Origin of the sequence: Burkholderia sp. Cy-637, assembly GCF_011753175.1 — a bacterium.
GTDB classification, from domain to species: domain Bacteria; phylum Pseudomonadota; class Gammaproteobacteria; order Burkholderiales; family Burkholderiaceae; genus Burkholderia; species Burkholderia gladioli.
On record NZ_VWWC01000157.1, the window covers coordinates 1 to 16710 of the forward strand.

Annotated in this window: 13 protein-coding genes and 1 pseudogene; 6 read left to right on the forward strand and 8 right to left on the reverse strand. The window is 70.1% G+C overall.

The window, feature by feature from the left end; genetic code table 11:
* A pseudogene (locus F3J10_RS28415) lies at window positions 1–280 on the reverse strand (hypothetical protein); the annotation flags it as partial.
* A gap of 146 nt (window positions 281–426) precedes the next feature.
* A complete protein-coding gene (locus F3J10_RS28420) occupies window positions 427–1212 on the reverse strand; it encodes an MBL fold metallo-hydrolase (RefSeq protein WP_167233377.1) in 786 nt (261 codons plus the stop codon).
* A 79-nt stretch (window positions 1213–1291) separates the two neighbouring features.
* Here F3J10_RS28420 and F3J10_RS28425 point away from each other — a divergent pair, with 79 nt between their 5' ends.
* Window positions 1292–2176: a LysR family transcriptional regulator gene (locus tag F3J10_RS28425; protein WP_025100600.1), complete on the forward strand. Its 885-nt coding sequence runs from the start codon at window positions 1292–1294 to the stop codon at window positions 2174–2176.
* A gap of 227 nt (window positions 2177–2403) precedes the next feature.
* On the opposite strand, the gene F3J10_RS28430 is transcribed toward F3J10_RS28425, so the two are convergent.
* On the reverse strand, window positions 2404–2670 hold the full coding sequence (locus F3J10_RS28430; RefSeq protein ID WP_013696982.1) for a hypothetical protein: 267 nt from the start codon (window positions 2668–2670) through the stop codon (window positions 2404–2406).
* A 162-nt stretch (window positions 2671–2832) separates the two neighbouring features.
* Window positions 2833–3915, reverse strand: a complete 1083-nt coding sequence (locus tag F3J10_RS28435; RefSeq protein ID WP_167243509.1) for a substrate-binding domain-containing protein — start codon at window positions 3913–3915, stop codon at window positions 2833–2835.
* A gap of 128 nt (window positions 3916–4043) precedes the next feature.
* Here F3J10_RS28435 and F3J10_RS28440 point away from each other — a divergent pair, with 128 nt between their 5' ends.
* The 4 genes from F3J10_RS28440 to F3J10_RS28455 are packed head-to-tail and all read left to right on the forward strand — an operon-like array spanning window position 4044 to window position 9315.
* A complete protein-coding gene (locus F3J10_RS28440; protein WP_025100598.1) occupies window positions 4044–4514 on the forward strand; it encodes an NAD(P)H-dependent oxidoreductase subunit E in 471 nt (156 codons plus the stop codon).
* On the forward strand, window positions 4511–6085 hold the full coding sequence (locus F3J10_RS28445) for a formate dehydrogenase beta subunit (protein WP_167243510.1): 1575 nt from the start codon (window positions 4511–4513) through the stop codon (window positions 6083–6085). Before F3J10_RS28440 ends, F3J10_RS28445 begins: the two co-directional genes overlap by 4 nt.
* A 13-nt stretch (window positions 6086–6098) precedes the next feature.
* On the forward strand, window positions 6099–9047 hold the full coding sequence (gene fdhF / locus F3J10_RS28450; protein ID WP_025100596.1) for a formate dehydrogenase subunit alpha: 2949 nt from the start codon (window positions 6099–6101) through the stop codon (window positions 9045–9047).
* A gap of 13 nt (window positions 9048–9060) precedes the next feature.
* Window positions 9061–9315 carry a formate dehydrogenase subunit delta gene (locus F3J10_RS28455; protein WP_025100595.1) on the forward strand — a complete coding sequence of 85 codons (255 nt, stop codon included), beginning with the start codon at window positions 9061–9063 and terminating at the stop codon, window positions 9313–9315.
* A 109-nt stretch (window positions 9316–9424) separates the two neighbouring features.
* On the opposite strand, the gene F3J10_RS28460 is transcribed toward F3J10_RS28455, so the two are convergent.
* Window positions 9425–11140, reverse strand: a complete 1716-nt coding sequence (locus F3J10_RS28460) for an FAD-dependent monooxygenase (RefSeq protein WP_167243511.1) — start codon at window positions 11138–11140, stop codon at window positions 9425–9427.
* A gap of 131 nt (window positions 11141–11271) precedes the next feature.
* Between F3J10_RS28460 and F3J10_RS28465 the strand changes: the two genes are divergently transcribed.
* Window positions 11272–13110 carry a tetratricopeptide repeat protein gene (locus F3J10_RS28465; RefSeq protein ID WP_167243512.1) on the forward strand — a complete coding sequence of 613 codons (1839 nt, stop codon included), beginning with the start codon at window positions 11272–11274 and terminating at the stop codon, window positions 13108–13110.
* A gap of 110 nt (window positions 13111–13220) precedes the next feature.
* Here the strand turns inward: F3J10_RS28465 and F3J10_RS28470 are convergent, their stop codons facing one another.
* The 3 genes from F3J10_RS28470 to F3J10_RS28480 all read right to left on the reverse strand — a co-directional run.
* A complete protein-coding gene (locus tag F3J10_RS28470; RefSeq protein WP_025100592.1) occupies window positions 13221–14519 on the reverse strand; it encodes an MFS transporter in 1299 nt (432 codons plus the stop codon).
* A 250-nt stretch (window positions 14520–14769) separates the two neighbouring features.
* A complete protein-coding gene (locus F3J10_RS28475; protein ID WP_240155730.1) occupies window positions 14770–15552 on the reverse strand; it encodes a DUF2968 domain-containing protein in 783 nt (260 codons plus the stop codon).
* 173 nt (window positions 15553–15725) lie between these two features.
* Window positions 15726–16710, reverse strand: a 985-nt coding sequence (locus tag F3J10_RS28480) for a type 1 glutamine amidotransferase (protein ID WP_167243513.1), incomplete at its 5' end; no start/stop codon positions are given.

The following is a 16710-nucleotide window of genomic DNA, read 5'->3' on the forward strand; positions in this document are numbered from 1 at the left end:
TCGCCGTGGCAGGCGTCGCGGCCGCCGGCGCACCGCCGCCGCCCGCCGCGCCCGAAGGATCGGCGGCGAGCTGCGGGAACGAACCGGGCGAACCGCCACCGCCCGCGCCCGATGCCCCGCCGACCTTGTTGTCGTCATCGGAGCTCATCCGCGCCAGCAACTGGTGGATGGCGTTGTCGAGCTGCTGCAGCAACTGGATCAACTGGCTTTGCGCGCCGTTGGCGCCGCCGAGCGCGTCGATGCCGTTGCTGCCATTCACGTTGCCGATCGCAAGGGACATGTCGAACCCCGGGGAAGGTGAGATTCACCAAGCCTAAAGGCGAGCGGCGCGGCGAGGCCGTGCCGGCGGAAACGATGTACGCCGATCCGAAGCAGGCGATGAAAATTCGCGCCGCGCGACCTCCCGACGTGCAAGGGGCCGGATCCTCACTCGCCGCGTTCGCCAATCCGCAAGGGCTGGCCCCGCTCCAGCGCGGTGAGGCGCCCGCCCGCGCCGAGCTTGGCGAAGCTGTCCTCGAGCTGGGCCTGGGTCTCCTTGAGATGCACCCAGCCTTCGTTGTGGACGGCGACCAGCCGCGCCTCGGGAAACGCCTGCGCCGCCTCGAGCGCATCCTCGCTGCCCATCGTCATGTGGAAACGCCCGCGAGGCTCGGCCGCCCCCGTGAACAGCACCACCACGCGCGGCGAGCAGCGCCGCGCGACTTCCGCCGTGCCCTGATACCAGACGGTGTCGCCCGTCACGTAGACCAGGTCGCCCGGCTCGTCGATGCCGAGCGCGAAGCCGATCACGTCGCCCGAATACGGCTCGATGCCGACCGGCCCGTGGCGCGCCGGGGTCGCCGTGACCAGCAGGCGCCGGCCGTCGCGCGTCGGCAGCGTGCGCGTCTCGAAGGGGGCGAGACCGAGCGCATTGCCGCCCAGCCGCCGCGCCCCGGCCTGCGTCGTGTAGACCAGCGGCACGCGCGGCAGCATGGCGCGGCCGGCATGGTCGAGATTGTCGAAATGGTGGTCGTGGCTGAGCAGCACCGCGTCGAGCGCGCCGACCTCCTCGACCGACAAGGCCGGCCCGGTGGTCTTCTCGAAGCGAACCGGCTGCTCCTGGTAGAGCCCGGGCGGATCGAAGGTCGGATCGGTCAGCAGGCGCATGCCGTCGTATTCGATCAGCACCGTCGGGCCGCCGATCAGCGTCAGGGTCAGGTCTGGAGCCTTCATCGCGGGTTTCCTGTTCGGTTGGTGGAGGAAGCCATGCTAGGCTGCCGTTCCATGCTCGAAAATTCCCGAACTCTCGACAATGGCTGATCAAATTCGTACAACGCCCGACTGGGAAGACATCCGCGTGTTCGTCGCGCTGGCGCGTCACGGCAGCCTGTCGGCGGCGGCACGAGCCCTGTCGGTGTCGCATGCCACCATCTCGCGGCGCATCCAGTCGCTCGAACAGGCGCTGGGCGAACGGCTGGTCGAGCGCCGCCCCGACGGCTACGTGCTGACGCCGGCCGGCACCCGCACGCTCGGCTCGGCCAGCGAGATGGAAGCCGCCGCCGCGCAACTGGGCCGCGGCGGCCCCGACGACAGCCCGCGCGGCCTGGTGCGGATCAACGCGCCGCCCAGCCTGGCCCAGCACTTCCTGATCGCGCGGCTGGCGACGCTGACCGCCCGTCATCCCTCGCTCGATATCGATCTCGCCTCGGACTTCCGGGTGGTCAGCCTGGAGCGGCGCGAAACCGACATCGCGCTGCGCTTCGGGCGGCCCGAGGACGGCGACGTGCTGGCCCGCTGCGTCGCGACCCTGGGCTACGGGCTGTTCGCCGCGCCGTCGCTGGCCGCCGGGCTCGCGGCCGGCGGCGCGCCGGTGTTCGTCGGCTTCGACGAGGCCAATGCGCACCTGCCGGAGGCGGCCTGGCTCGCTCGGCATTTCCCGAAGGCCCGGCTGGCGCTGCGCGGCGGCAGCTACCTGGCACAGGCCAGCGCGGCCGGCGCGGGCGCGGGCGTCGCCCTGCTGCCGAATTTCATCGGCCGCGCCGATCCGGCGCTGGTGCCGTGCCGGCTGGCCCATGCGCCGCCGGCACGCGAGATCTGGCTGCTGACGCGGCGCGAGGCCCGCAAGGACCTGCCGACGCGGACCGTCGCCGATCATCTCGGGGAAGTGTTCGCGGACGCGGCCGGCGAGCTGGCCTGAACCGGACGCAGGCAGCCGTGCCCCGTCGTGAATCAGGCAAGAATGGGGAATTAACGCGGGGAATTAACGTGGAAAATTAATGCGGGGAACCCGCGGGAAGATGAACACGGGGAAAGGAAAAACAGACGGGAAGATTGAGCAAGACGCCGGCGGCGGCGCCTTCCTCCTTGCGCGAGATGCGCGCGGCCCGCAAGGGGCCGTGCCTCGATCCGGCAGTGACGGCGGGATCAGTTGTCCTGCGGACACTGCAGGTTGCAGCCGTCCGGATCGCCCAGGTCGCCCTTCTTGCGGGCTTCCGTGCGCTTGCCGGTCTGGTACTTCTTCGACGGCGCCGAGGCCGCGAACTGCATCTGCGGATGCTCGTTGAACTTGAACTGGTCGGTCAGGATGCCGCCCGGCACGCCCGGCGCATTCTGCGCGAAGGACACCGAGGCGACGGCGGACAGCACGCCGACCGTGAGGCCCACGGCGGCAAGATTGGCGAGGAGTTTCATGACGTCTGGCGCCGTGTCGCGGCGCGATGGCTGGAATTGTTGGCTAAACGAAAAGCGTAGCGCAAATGCGCGCCGCTTGCATTGGCCACGGCTTGCCTCGCGTTACCGGCGGTTTCGGGGGACAGGCGAATTCCCGTCCCCCTGACGGCTCTCTCGCCCCGCTCAAACCGCCGTGGTGCCCGACAGGCCGTCCGCCACCGACAGCAGCGTGCCGCAGGCGGCGGGATCGTAGCCGTCGAGCCCCGCCACCGTCTCGCGATAGGGTTCGTCGCGCAGCAGCGACAGCGCGCCCGCCAGCGGCGGTCCGCCGAGCCGCCCCTGCTCGCAGGCGAAGTAATAGTCCTCGTCGACCACCGGAATGAAGGCCAGCCCGAAGTGATGCGCGGCCGGCTCGACGCCGAAGCCCAGATCGGCCATCCCGCTGGCCACGAAGGCCGCGATCGCCGAATGGGTCAGCTCGGCCGAGGCATAACCGTTGATCCGCTCGGGATCGACGCCGATCTCGCGCAACGCCAGGTCGAGCAGCATGCGCGTGCCGGAACCGGGCTGGCGGTTGACGAAGCGCACGTCCTCGCGCGCCAGGTCGGCCAGCCCCACCACGCCCTTGGGATTGCCGCGCGGGATGAACAGGCCCTGTTTGCGCCGCGTCAGGTGGATCAGCACGTGGCGCGTGTCGTCGAGCCAGGGCCGGTAGATCTGCGCGCAATTGGCGCGGAACGCGCCGCGCGGCAGGTGGAAGCCCGCCATGTCGCATTCGCCGCGCGCCAATGCCTTCACGGCCTCCACGCTCTCGCGGTACTTGATGTCGACCTGGGCATGCCCGTCCACCAGGGCCGACACCAGGGCCGCCACCGCGTAGCCGTGCGAGGCGTGGATCCGCAGCGCGCCGGGATGCTGGGTCAGCCGGCGGTTCAGCTCGCTGGCCACCTCGGCCGCCAGCGCCCGCAGATTGCCGCCCAGCCGCTCGCCCACCAGCCGCTGCGCGCCGATCACGGCCGCGCCCAGCTCCGAGAGCGAGGTGCCCTTGCCGCGCGCGGTCTCGATCAGCGCGCCGCCGACGCAGGCTTCCAGCGCCCGCAGCAGGCCCCAGGCGTGCCGGTAGGACAGCCCCTTGGCCTCCGCGGCCTGCGCGATGCTGCCGGTGGTCGCGACCAGCTCGAGCAACGGCACCACATCGGACAGGCTCGCCGTGCGCCCTTCGCTGTCGCGCACGATCAGATGTGCGTCGCATTCGACTCGAATCATTTATGCAGCCTCATTTCTTATTGCGACCTGAATTCTAACGGCTTATCGTCTTCAACACTCGATCAAACAGCAGTGTCAGTGCCCGGTTATATGCAGTAGCCGTGCATATAGACCTGGAGGAGCTCAGGATGTCCCCATCCCCCGTTTCAGCAGACGCGCTGGTATCCCGCCACGCGCGCGCCGATCAATCGCTGGTCGCGATCCTGCACGCGATCCAGGACGACGCCGGCTACGTGCCCGAGGGCTGCGTGCCCTTGTTGGCCAAGACCTTGAACCTGTCGCGCGCCGAAGTCCATGGCGTGTTGACCTACTACCACCACTTCCGCACCACCCCGCCCGCGCGCGTGACGATCCAGCTGTGCCGCGCCGAAGCCTGCCGCAGCCTCGGCGGCGAAGCGCTGGTCGAGCACGCGCAGGCGCGCACCGGCTGCCGCATCGACCAGGGCGCGCAAGGCGATGTCGAACTGGAATCGGTCTACTGCCTCGGTTTCTGCGCGCAGTCCCCCTCCGCGATGATCAATGGTGAACCTCACGCGCGCATGACAGCGGCGCGTTTCGATGCGCTGCTCGCCGCGGCCGATCTCAAGGAGCCCGCATGAGCCAGGCCGCAGTCCGCATTTACGTCCCCCGCGATTCGGCCGCGCTGGCCGTCGGCGCCGAGGCGCTGGCGCGTGCCATCGCCGCCGAGGCCGCCGCGCGCGGCCTGGCGATCGAGCTGGTCCGCAATGGCTCGCGCGGCCTGCTCTGGCTGGAGCCGCTGGTCGAGGTGGCCACGCCGGCCGGCCGCGTCGGCTACGCGAATCTCGACGCGGCCCAGGTCGGCGCGCTGTTCGACGCCGGCTGGCTCGAGGGCGGCGAACATCCGTCGCGCGTCGGCCTGGTCGATGAACTGCCCTACCTGAAGAAGCAGCAGCGGCTGACCTTCGCGCGCATCGGCATCACCGATCCGCTGTCGATCGACAACTACCTCGCGCACGGCGGCCTGGAAGGGCTGCGCCGCGCGCTCACGCTGGACGGCGCCGCGGCCTGCGAGGAACTGATCGAATCGGGCCTGCGCGGACGCGGCGGCGCCGCGTTCCCGGCCGGCATCAAGTGGCGCACCGTGCGCCAGGCGCAGGCGACGCAGAAGTACGTGGTCTGCAATGCCGACGAGGGCGACTCGGGCACCTTCTCCGACCGCCTGGTCATGGAGAGCGATCCCTACTGCCTGATCGAGGGCATGATCATCGCCGGCGTGGTGACGGGCGCCACGCAAGGCCATATCTACGTGCGCAGCGAATACCCGCATGCGATCGCCGCGCTGAACCAGGCGATCGAGCGGGCCCGCGCGGCCGGCTGGCTCGGCGCCGACGTGCTCGGCTCGGGCCGCGCCTTCGAGCTGTTCGTCGCCAAGGGCGCCGGCGCCTATGTCTGCGGCGAGGAAACGGCCCTGCTCGAATCGCTGGAAGGCAAGCGCGGCGTGGTGCGCGCCAAGCCGCCGCTGCCCGCGCTGCAGGGCCTGCACGGCCAGCCCACCGTGATCAACAACGTCATCACGCTGGCCACCGCGCCGATCATCTTCGCGCGCGGCGCCCAGTTCTACCGCGACTACGGCATGGGCCGCTCGCGCGGCACCCTGCCGTTCCAGCTGGCGGGCAACATCCGCCAGGGCGGCCTGGTCGAGCTCGCCTTCGGCGTCACGCTGCGCGAGCTGCTGTTCGAGTTCGGCGGCGGCACCGCCAGCGGCCGGCCGGCGCGCGCCGCCCAGGTGGGCGGCCCGCTCGGCACCTACCTGCCGGACAGCCAGTGGGACATCCCGCTCGACTACGAGGCCTATGCCGCGGTCGGCGCGGTGGTCGGGCACGGCGGCATCGTGCTGCACGACGACAGCTCCAACCTCGCCGAGCTCGCCGAATACGCGATGCAGTTCTGCGTGCACGAGTCCTGCGGCAAGTGCACCCCGTGCCGGATCGGCTCGACGCGCGGCGTCGAGACCATCGCCCGGATCCGCGCCGGCGACACCTCCGAGCGGCAGGTGCACCTGCTGCGCGACCTCTGCGACACCATGATGGCCGGCTCGCTGTGCGCGATGGGCGGCATGACGCCGTACCCGGTGCTCTCGGCGCTCGACCACTTCCCGGAAGATTTCGGACTCGGCGGCGCCCATGCGGCAGCCAAAGCCGCGGCCTGACAGGAGACAAGCGATGTCCACCCAAGCATTCGATTCCTCGCGCGCCGGCGGCTGCGGCTCCGGCAACTGCGCCTGCAAGAGCGCCGCGCAAGCGCGACGCGATCCCTTCGACGACACCGACTACGGCACCCCGTTCCGCCACGCCGACACCGACGTCACGCTCGAGATCGACGGCCAGTCGGTGACCGTGCCGGCCGGCACCTCGGTGATGCGCGCGGCGGTGGAAGCCGGCGTGCACGTGCCCAAGCTGTGCGCCACCGATTCGCTCGAACCCTTCGGCTCGTGCCGGCTGTGCCTGGTCGAGATCGAGGGCCGGCGCGGCACGCCGGCCTCCTGCACCACGCCGGTCGAGGCCGGCATGAAGGTGCGCACCCAGAGCGATCGGCTGCAGGGCCTGCGCCGCAACGTGATGGAGCTCTACATCTCCGATCACCCGCTCGACTGCCTGACCTGCCCCGCCAACGGCGATTGCGAGCTGCAGGACATGGCCGGCGTGGTCGGCCTGCGCGAGGTGCGCTACGGCTTCGAGGGCGACAACCACCTGAAGGCGAAGAAGGACGAGTCGAACCCCTACTTCAGCTACGACCCGTCCAAGTGCATCGTCTGCAACCGCTGCGTGCGCGCCTGCGAGGAAACCCAGGGCACCTTCGCGCTGACGATCGCCGGGCGCGGCTTCGAATCGCGCGTGGCCGCCGGCGAGAGCGGCAGCTTCATGGAATCGGAATGCGTGTCCTGCGGCGCCTGCGTGGCGGCCTGCCCGACCGCGACGCTGCAGGAAAAGACCGTCAGCTTCATGGGCCAGGCCGAGCACTCGGTGATCACGACCTGCGCCTACTGCGGCGTGGGCTGCTCGTTCAAGGCCGAGATGAAGGGCTCGCAGGTGGTGCGCATGACGCCCCACAAGAACGGCCTGGCCAACGAGGGCCATGCCTGCGTGAAGGGCCGCTTCGCCTGGGGCTACGCCACCCACAAGGACCGCATCACCAAGCCGATGATCCGTGAAAAGATCACCGACCCGTGGCGCGAGGTGAGCTGGGACGAGGCACTGAACTACGCCGCCTCGCAGTTCCGCAAGCTGCAGGACAAGTACGGCCGCGACTCGATCGGCGGCATCACCTCCTCGCGCTGCACCAACGAGGAAACCTACCTGGTGCAGAAGCTGGTGCGCGCCGCGTTCGGCAACAACAACGTCGACACCTGCGCGCGCGTATGCCACTCGCCGACCGGTTACGGCCTCAAGACCACGCTCGGCGAATCGGCCGGCACCCAGACCTTCGCCTCGGTCGCGAAGGCCGACGTGATCGTGGTGATCGGCGCGAACCCGACCGACGGCCATCCGGTGTTCGGCTCGCGCCTGAAGCGCCGCGTGCGCGAAGGCGCCAAGCTGGTGGTGATCGACCCGCGCCGCATCGACATCGTCGACAGCGCGCACGTGAAGGCCGCGCATCACCTGCAACTGCGCCCCGGCACCAATGTCGCGATGATCAATTCGCTGGCCCACGTGATCGTCACCGAAGGGCTGCTCGACGAGGCCTTCATCGCCGAGCGCTGCGAGACGCGCGCCTTCGACGAATGGCGCGCCTTCGCCGCGCGCGAGGAGAACTCGCCCGAGGCCAACCAGGCGATCACCGGCGTGCCGGCCGAGCAGGTGCGGCTGGCCGCGCGGCTCTACGCGAACGGCGGCAACGCGGCGATCTACTACGGGCTCGGCGTGACCGAGCACGCGCAGGGCTCGACCATGGTGATGGGCATCGCCAACCTGGCAATGGCCACCGGCAACGTCGGCCGCGAAGGCGTGGGCGTCAACCCGCTGCGCGGCCAGAACAACGTGCAGGGCTCCTGCGACATGGGCTCGTTCCCGCACGAGCTGCCAGGCTACCGCCACATCAGCGACACCACGGTGCGCGCGCAGTTCGAGGCGGCCTGGCAGGCGACGCTGCAGCCCGAACCGGGCCTGCGCATCCCGAACATGTTCGACGCGGCGCTCGACGGCAGCTTCAAGGGCCTCTACTGCCAGGGCGAGGATATCGTCCAGTCGGATCCGAACACGCAGCATGTGGCGGCCGCGCTGTCCTCGATGGAATGCATCGTGGTGCAGGACATCTTCCTGAACGAGACCGCCAAGTACGCGCACGTGCTGCTGCCGGGCTCGACCTTCCTCGAGAAGGACGGCACCTTCACCAACGCCGAGCGCCGCATCTCGCGCGTGCGCCGCGTGATGCCGCCGCTGGCCGGCTACGCCGACTGGGAAGTCACGCTGCTGCTGTCGAAGGCGCTCGGCTACGAGATGCAGTACTCGCATCCGTCCGAGATCATGGACGAGATCGCCGCGCTCACGCCGACCTTCTCGGGCGTCTCCTACGAGAAGCTCGACCAGCTCGGCAGCATCCAGTGGCCGTGCAACGAGGCGGCCCCGGAAGGCACGCCGACCATGCACATCGACGGCTTCGTGCGCGGCAAGGGCCGCTTCGTGATCACGCAGTTCGTGGCCTCGCCGGAGAAGGTCAACGCGCGTTATCCGCTGATCCTGACCACCGGCCGGATCCTCTCGCAGTACAACGTCGGCGCGCAGACGCGCCGCACCGAGAACGTCCACTGGCACGACGAGGACCGGCTCGAGATCCATCCGCACGATGCCGAGGAGCGCGGCATCCATACCGGCGACTGGGTCGGCATCGAGTCGCGCGCGGGGCAGACGGTGCTGCGCGCGCTGGTGTCGGACCGCATGCAGCCGGGCGTGGTCTACACCACCTTCCACTTCCCGGAATCGGGCGCCAACGTGATCACCACCGACAGCTCGGACTGGGCCACCAACTGCCCCGAGTACAAGGTCACGGCGGTGCAGGTGCTGCCGGTCACGCAGCCGTCCGAATGGCAGCAGAAGTATTCGCGCTTCAACACCGAGCAGATCGGCCTGCTGCAGCAACGCGAAACGGCCGTGCCGGCCGGTTCGGGCAAGTGAGGAGGCGCGCGACATGAAGGTCGAACACCTGGTCACGATGGCCAACCAGATCGGCACCTTCTTCGCCTCGATGCCCGATCGCGGCGAGGCGGTGAACGGCGTCGCCGATCACATCAAGCGCTTCTGGGAGCCGCGCATGCGCCGCACCCTGCTCGCGGTGCTCGACGAGCCCGAGGGCGAGGTGTTCCGCTCGCTCGAGCCGATCGTGCAGGAGGCGCTGCTCACGCATCGCGCGCTGCTCGAACCGGCGGCCTCGCCGGCCGTCTAGGCGGGCCGCGGCAGGCAGGCGGCGCGACTCGACGGGCCGCATACGACAAGGCGCCGACATGCGAGATGCATGTCGGCGCCTTTCTCTTTGGATCCGCCCGTTCCCGCCGTCACGCGCGCCGGTCGACCGCCGCGAACCAAGTCTCGCAATGCCTGAGCAGCGCGTTCGCATCCGACGCGGATCGGCCGCGCGCGGCCAGGTAACCGTCGGGCCGGATCAAATAGAAACAGGGCCGCGTATGACCATAGGCCTCGTCGAGCGGCGGCGCGCCATCCTCGTCGGTATCGATCACGCGCCAGGTGCGGATCGCGCCCGGCATCAGCCGGTCGAGCGCTTGCGCCAGGCGGCTGCCGTCCGGGTCGCCGGCCTGCCCGGCATCGCCCGCCTCGCCGGCCGGCCCCGCCTCGAGCAGCAGCAGCGTGAAGTGCGCGGGATCGTGCAGGTCGAACACCCGCGCCACGCCGGGCGCGCCGCCCAAGGGCCCGTCCAGCACCCGCAGCAGCGCGTCGGGTGCGCGTTCGCCCGCGCGCGGACCGCCGTCCAGCACGCGTTCGAGCGTCAGCGGGCTGCGCCGGTACTGCACCGCCAGTTCGCTGACCGAGCGGCGCAGCGCATCGCGCACCGGGCCCAGCGAGGCCAGCACCGGCACGACGTGCTCGCGCAGCAGCTTCAGCGGCCCGTGATCGGCCTCCACCACCTGGGTGATGAAGCTGGTCTGCCGCAGCACCTCGCGTTCGATCGGATGACGCTCGGCGTGATAGGTGTCGAGCAGCCGCTCCGGCGCGCCGGCCGTCAGCACGCGCGCGAGTTTCCAGCCGAGGTTGAAGGCTTCCTGGATGCCCGTGTTCATGCCCTGCGCGCCGGCCGGGCTGTGCACGTGCGCGGCGTCGCCGGCGAACAGCACGCGGCCGATGCGCAGATGCTCGACCATGCGGCTGTGCAGATGGAAGTAGGACGACCAGCCCAGCTCGTCGATCGCCAGATGCGGATCGATGCGCTCGCGCACCAGCGCGCGACAGGTTTCCAGCGAGGGCGCAGCCTCGCTGCCTGCGCCGCCCTCGCCGAGTTCGTCCGAAGCCCGTGTAGCGGGTACCCCGTCGCCTTCGCGCTCCGCGGCTTGCGTGTTCCGCGGCGGCCGATCGGCGACGATCCGGTAGCGCCCCTGCCCCAGCGGCAGCATTCCCGCCAGGCCGTCGTGCGTCGCATGCAGGTGGATCTCGTCGTCGGGCCAGCCCGGCTCGGCCGCGACGTCGGCCAGCAGGAAGGTCTGCTCGAAGGCATGGCCGGCGAAGCTCGCGCCCAGCAGGTGCCGCAGCGTGCTGTGCGCGCCGTCGGCGGCGACCAGCCAGGACGGCGCCAGCATTTCCTCGCGCCCGTCCTCGTGTTCCAGCAGCACGCGCAATGTCTCGCCCTCCTGGCGGCAGCGCGTGAGCTTGACGCCGCGCTCGATCAGGATGTCGAAGGAAGCGAGATGCTCGGTGAGGATGCGCTCGGTCTCGGTCTGCTCCAGCATCAGCAGATAGGGGTAGCGCGTCTGCAGCGGATCGAAATCGAGCTCGGCGATTCGACGCCCGGCCGATACCAAGTGCGCGACGCGCGCGCGATGTCCGAGCTCGAGGAAGGGCTCGACGATGCGGTGCTGTTCGAACAGCTCCAGCGTGCGCGCCTGGATCCCGATCGCGCGCGAATGCGGGGCCGGCCGGCGGGCCTGGTCGACGATGCGCACGGGCAGTTTGGCCCTCGCCAGCGACAGCGCGGCCGCCAGGCCGGTGGGCCCGGCGCCGACGATCAGCACCGGCGCGATATCCAGCGGGACGGCAAGCATCTCAACCTCCGCGATCCAGGACGGTCCCCAAGTCTACGCCCGCCGCCGCACGCGTTCCAGACGCACACGCGCAAATGGACGGGCCCGACGCGCGCTGTGGGAAAATGCGTCTTTCTCGCCAGTCTTGCGTCATGGAATCCGTTTTCGATCGCGCGTTCGCGGCGCATCGGGCAGGCCGCCTGGCCGATGCCGAGCGCGACTACCGCGCCGCGCTCGCGGCCAACCCGTCCGATGCCGATGCGCTGCATCTGTTCGGCGTGCTGCGTCATCAACAGGGGCAGAACCAGGAAGCGGCCGATCTGGTCGGCCGCGCGGTGGAGCTGCGCCCGAACGATGCCGCGCTGCACCTCAATCTCGGCAATGCGCTGAAGGCGCTGGGCCGGATCGACGACGCGATCGTGCGCTTTCGCAACGCGCTGACGCTGGCCCCCGACTTCCCGCTCGCGCACTACAACCTCGGCAATGCCTATGCCGCGCAGGAGCGTCACGAGGATGCGGTGGATGCCTTCGAGCGCGCGCTGCGGCTCTCGCCCGGCGATGCCTCGATCCACAACAACCTCGGCAACGCGCTCAACGCGCTGGGCCGCCACGAGGCGGCCTTCGCCGCGTTCCGCCGCGCGCTGGCGCTGCGACCGGGCCATGCCGGCGCGCACAACAACCTCGGCATGGCGCTGGCCGCGCTCGGCCAGGCCGACGAGGCCGTCTCGCATTTCCAGGCGGCGATCGGCTCCGAGCCGCGCTTCGCGGCCGCGCATTTCAATCTCGGCAACACGCTCGACGCGGTGGGCCGCCACCAGGAAGCGGTGCAGGCCTTCGAGACGGTGCTGGGCCTGCACCCGGCCTTCCCGCTCGCGCTGCTCGGGCTCGGCAATGCGCTGGCCGCGCTCGGCCGCCATGCCCAGGCACGCGCGCGCTACGAGCGCGCGGTCGGCCTCGATCCCTCACTGGTACTGGCCTGGCTCAACCTCGGCACCGCCCATCACGCGCTCGGCGCGCACGAGCTGGCGCTGCGCGCCTTCGACCAGGCGCTGCGCCTGGCGCCCGACCACACGCTGGCGCGCATGCATCGCGCCGTCACCCTGCTGACGTTGCGCGACTTCCGGCGCGGCCTGCCCGAATACGAGGCGCGCCACGCGCTGCCGGGCGCGCCCGCGGCGGGCGAGCCGCGCTGGCATGGCGAGCCGATCGAAGCGCGCACGCTGCTGGTCCGTGCCGAACAGGGTTTCGGCGACACGCTGCAGTTCGCGCGCTTCGTGCCGCTGGCGCGCGAGCGCTGCGCGCGATTGGTGTTCGAGGTGCAGCCCGAGCTGCTGTCGCTGTTCGCGCCGCTGGCCAAGGCCTGGCGCGTCGGCGTCGTGGCGAGCGGGCAAGGCCGTCACGGCGCCGACCTCGGCTGCTCGCTGCTGAGCCTGCCCTTCGCGCTCGGCCTGGACTTCGACGAGATCCCCTCGCGCACGCCCTATCTGTCGGTACCCGACCACGCGCGACGCCGCTTTCGCGGCTCGCTCGGCGGCCAGTCCAGGCGCAAGCTCGGCATCGTCTGGTCGGGGCGGCGGCAGGTACAGGAGAATCGCGCCGCGCCGTTCGCCGCGCTCGCGCCGCTGTTCGAGATTCCCGGCGTCGACTGGATCGTGCTGCAGCCGGAGCTGTCGGCCGAGGATCGCGCCGCGCTCGCGACGCATCCGCAGCGCGCGCGCATTCATCGCGCCGAAGGGCTCGATGATTTCGCCGCCACCGCCGCGCTGATCGACCGGCTCGACGGCGTGGTGGCGATCGACACGGCCGTCGCGCATTTGACGGGCGCGCTCGGCAAGCCGCTGTGGCTGATGCTGGCATTCGCCGCCGACTGGCGCTGGTTCACCGGCGAGGACAGCCCCTGGTATCCGCGCGCCGAGCTGTTCCGCCAGAGCGAGCCGGGCGCCTGGGATCCGGTGGTCGCCGCGGTGGCGGCGCGCATCCGGGCCGGTTAGGGCGGCGCATGCGGGCCGGCTTCATGCCGCCTGCCCGGCAAACGCAAAAGGGAGCGCCGAAGCGCTCCCTTTTCCTTGTGCCGCCGGCGCTGCCCGCGGCAGCGCCGTGCTCAGACCGCCTTGTATTGATTGCGCGATTCCGGCGTGCGATACAGCACCAGGGTCGCGATCAGGCCGCAGATCGCCGCCACGCCGAGCCACAGCCCCGGCGCCGCCTTGTTGTGGGTCTCGTGGATCAGCAGGGTCGAGATCGCCGGCGTGAAGCCGCCGATGGTGGTCGCCAGGCTGTAGGCCAGCGAGAAGCCGGCGGTGCGCACCTCGGCCGGCATCACCTCGGTGAGCGCCACCACCATCGCGCCGTTGTAGGAGCCGTACAGGAAGGACAGCCACAGCTCGACCAGCAGCAGGCGCAGGAAGGACGGCTCGGCCACCAGCCATTGCACGGCGGGATAGGCCGTCAGCAGGGTCAGCACGGTGAAGGTGATCAGCACCGGGCGGCGGCCGATGCGGTCCGAGATGCTGCCCCAGACCGGCAGCCAGACCAGGTTCGACAGGCCGACGCAGACCGTCACCACCAGCGCGTCGATCGAGGACAGGTGCAGTTCCTCCTTGCCGAAGGTCGGCGTATAGGCCGTGATCATGTAGAAGGACACGGTGGTCATGATCACCATGCCCATCCCGGCCAGCACCACGCCCCAGTTCTTCAGCATCGACTGCATGATCTCGCCCATGCTCGGGCGATGGCGGCGCGCCAGGAACTCGTCGGTTTCCTTCAGCGAACGGCGTACAAAAAACAGGAACGGCACGATCAGGCAGCCGATCAGGAACGGCACGCGCCAGCCCCAGCTCGTCATCTGCTCGACCGGCAGCACGCTGTGCAGCACCACGCCAACCAGCGCCGCGAACACCACCGCCACCTGCTGGCTGCCCGACTGCCAGGCGGTGTAGAAACCCTTGTTGCCCTTGGTGGCGATCTCGGACAGGTAGACCGACACGCCGCCCAGCTCGACCCCGGCCGAGAAACCCTGCAGCAGGCGCCCGAGCAGCACCAGGATCGGCGCGAGCATGCCGATGGTGCTGTAGCCGGGCACGACGGCCACCGCCAGCGTGCCGAGCGCCATCAGGCCCAGGGTCAGGATCAGGCCCTTGCGGCGGCCGTGGTGGTCGATATAGGCGCCCAGCACGATCGCGCCGACCGGCCGGATCAGGAAGCCCGCGCCGAACACCGACAGCGCCAGCATCAGCGAGGCGAACGCGTCGCCGCTCGGAAAGTAGGTCTTGGCGATGGCCGAGGCGTAATAGCCATAGACCATGAAGTCATACATTTCCAGGAAGTTGCCGCTGACCACGCGGAATACGGTCCTGGCCTTCGATTCCGACTGGACGGAGGTGTGGGTCGCTGTAGACATTGTGTTATCTCATCTGGCTTTCGCGCGAGGCTCGCGCAGCGTGTGGTGTCGCCGCACCGGGGCCGGCCGTCGGGCCGCCGACCGGCGCCCGCCGACTGTACCGCAGTGTCGCGCAATTCGCTGCGCCAAGGTATGCGGGGAAGTGATGAGAAGCGCGACGTTTCTTGCAAATCGATTACAGATCGAGCAAGAAGGCGGCTTAGCGAGAAAGGAAATTGTCAGAAAAGATGCGGGCGGGCGCCCGCATCCCTCATTTCGCGGCCGGCGACAGGCCGCGTTCGTTCTGCTGCTGGAGCTGCTGCACCTGCCGTTCGAGATCGCGCAACTGCAGCCGCGAGGCACGCTGCTCCACTTCGAGCGCCTGAGCCTGGTCCTGCGCGGCCTGCTGGCGGGCGTCGATCTCGCTGCGCTGCTGGCGCGCCAGGTCGAGGTCGGTCTGCAGGCGCTTGGCGTGATCCTCGGACAGGCCGATCACGCGCTCGAGGAAGGTTTTCTGCGCGGCCAGCTCGGTGCGGCGCAGCTCGATATCCGATAGCTGCACGGTCTGGTCGGCGAAGTTCTGGTAGACCATCTCCGCGCGCGGCCGCTCCTGCGATTTGACGACGCGCCAGAAATGCTTGTCCTGGAACAGCGCCACGTAATAGGTCATCTCGGGCGGATAGAACAGCAGGCTCGCGCCGTAGCTGCCGTTGTAGGTGGTGCGCATCTCCGTGAGGCGATGCTCGCGCAGCATGCCCATCAGCTCCGCGACATTGCCTTGCGCCTCGCCGGCCACCGGCGAGGACGAGGCGGCCGCGCCCTGGCCGTCGTCGGGCGTCAGGGTGGTCACGTCGGGGCGCGTGCCGGCCACCGGCGGCGCGGATTCCGGCACGGCCTGGGGCACCTCGGCAGGCGCCTGCGCCGCCGTGTTATCGGCCGATGCGGCGCTCGCCGCGTCGGCCGCGCTGGCCACGCCGGCCGCCGACACGATCGTGGCCAGCGCCAGCCACGATGCCGCGCGACCGAGGCCGGCGAGCTTGCTCCGCTTGTTCAAGCTGAGGCTCCTGATGGATGGGAAGACGCGCGATTATCGCCTGAAAACGCCAGGCGGCCGCCGGCAGAAACTGCAGGACGGCCGCCTGGCGCAAGATGCACGGCGCGACCGGGCGCGACTCGGTCGGGAACACACTTCGGCGCCGCGCCTCGCGACCGCGCTTCGGAGCCGTGTTAGAGCCGTGTCTCGCGCGCGGCCCGCAGGAAGGTGTCGAGCAGCGGCGTGCAGTCGAGCAGCTCGGCGCCGCCCGCGCGGTGGAACTCCGGATGCCACTGCACGCCCACCACGAAGGGCGCGCGGCGATAGCGGATGCCCTCGATGATGCCGTCCTCGGCCGACACCGCCTCGATATTGAGATCGCGGCCGAGATCGCGGATCGCCTGGTGGTGGATCGAGTTGACCAGGGCATCGCGACGGCCCGGGAACATGTTGGCCAGCGTCGAGTTGTCGGGGAAGCGAATCGCGTGGCGATGCTGGTCGTAATGCTCGCTGACGTGCACGCCTGCGGTCGGCACGTCGGTGGCGATGTCCTGGTAGAGCGAGCCGCCGAACGCGACGTTGATCAACTGGCAGCCGCGGCACACGCCGAGCACCGGCTTGCCCGACTCGACGAACTCGTGCAGCAGCTCGAGTTCGTACATGTCGCGCACGCGATCGCCGGGCCATTCCGGGCGCGCGTCCGAGGCCGCGTAGGTTTGCGGCGAGACGTCGGCGCCGCCTTGCAGCAGCAGCCCGTCCAGGTGTTTCGCGTAGTCGCGCAGGCGGATGTTGCTCGGGTGCAGCATGCCCTGGTGGCCGACCGTCGGGATCATGAACACCAGCACGTCGCGCGACATCACCCAGTGGGCGATCGACTCCTCCAGGTATTGAAGCGTCTTGCCGCGCAGGCCGCTGGCACCGGGTTCGGGATGGAAGATGCGGGCCGACACGCCGATGCGCAGCGTGCGCTGCGTGATGCGCTGGCCGGCGCGATCAAACAGGCGCCGGGCGCGCGCCGCGATGATGCGGCCGAACACCGACCAGGGCGTATCGCTCTGTTTCAGGTAGGCGGGTGGTGCCGCCGGCTGCGCGGAGGCGGGCGGCGGACGGGCGGTCTCGAAGTCGGGCGCCGCGCCGAAACCGGGCGGCGGCGCGCCGGGCCTGGCACCGGCCGGCTCG

Bases quoted from the DNA above. Each gene is read 5' to 3' on its own strand.
- F3J10_RS28420 (WP_167233377.1), bottom strand. From the start codon at position 1,212: ATGAAGGCTCCAGACCTGACCCTGACGCTGATCGGCGGCCCGACGGTG.
- fdhF (WP_025100596.1), top strand. From the start codon at position 6,099: ATGTCCACCCAAGCATTCGATTCCTCGCGCGCCGGCGGCTGCGGCTCC.
- F3J10_RS28445 (WP_167243510.1), top strand. From the start codon at position 4,511: ATGAGCCAGGCCGCAGTCCGCATTTACGTCCCCCGCGATTCGGCCGCG.
- F3J10_RS28460 (WP_167243511.1), bottom strand. From the start codon at position 11,140: ATGCTTGCCGTCCCGCTGGATATCGCGCCGGTGCTGATCGTCGGCGCC.
- F3J10_RS28425 (WP_025100600.1), top strand. From the start codon at position 1,292: ATGGCTGATCAAATTCGTACAACGCCCGACTGGGAAGACATCCGCGTG.
- F3J10_RS28455 (WP_025100595.1), top strand. From the start codon at position 9,061: ATGAAGGTCGAACACCTGGTCACGATGGCCAACCAGATCGGCACCTTC.
- F3J10_RS28430 (WP_013696982.1), bottom strand. From the start codon at position 2,670: ATGAAACTCCTCGCCAATCTTGCCGCCGTGGGCCTCACGGTCGGCGTG.
- F3J10_RS28440 (WP_025100598.1), top strand. From the start codon at position 4,044: ATGTCCCCATCCCCCGTTTCAGCAGACGCGCTGGTATCCCGCCACGCG.
- F3J10_RS28435 (WP_167243509.1), bottom strand. From the start codon at position 3,915: ATGATTCGAGTCGAATGCGACGCACATCTGATCGTGCGCGACAGCGAA.
- F3J10_RS28465 (WP_167243512.1), top strand. From the start codon at position 11,272: ATGGAATCCGTTTTCGATCGCGCGTTCGCGGCGCATCGGGCAGGCCGC.
- F3J10_RS28470 (WP_025100592.1), bottom strand. From the start codon at position 14,519: ATGTCTACAGCGACCCACACCTCCGTCCAGTCGGAATCGAAGGCCAGG.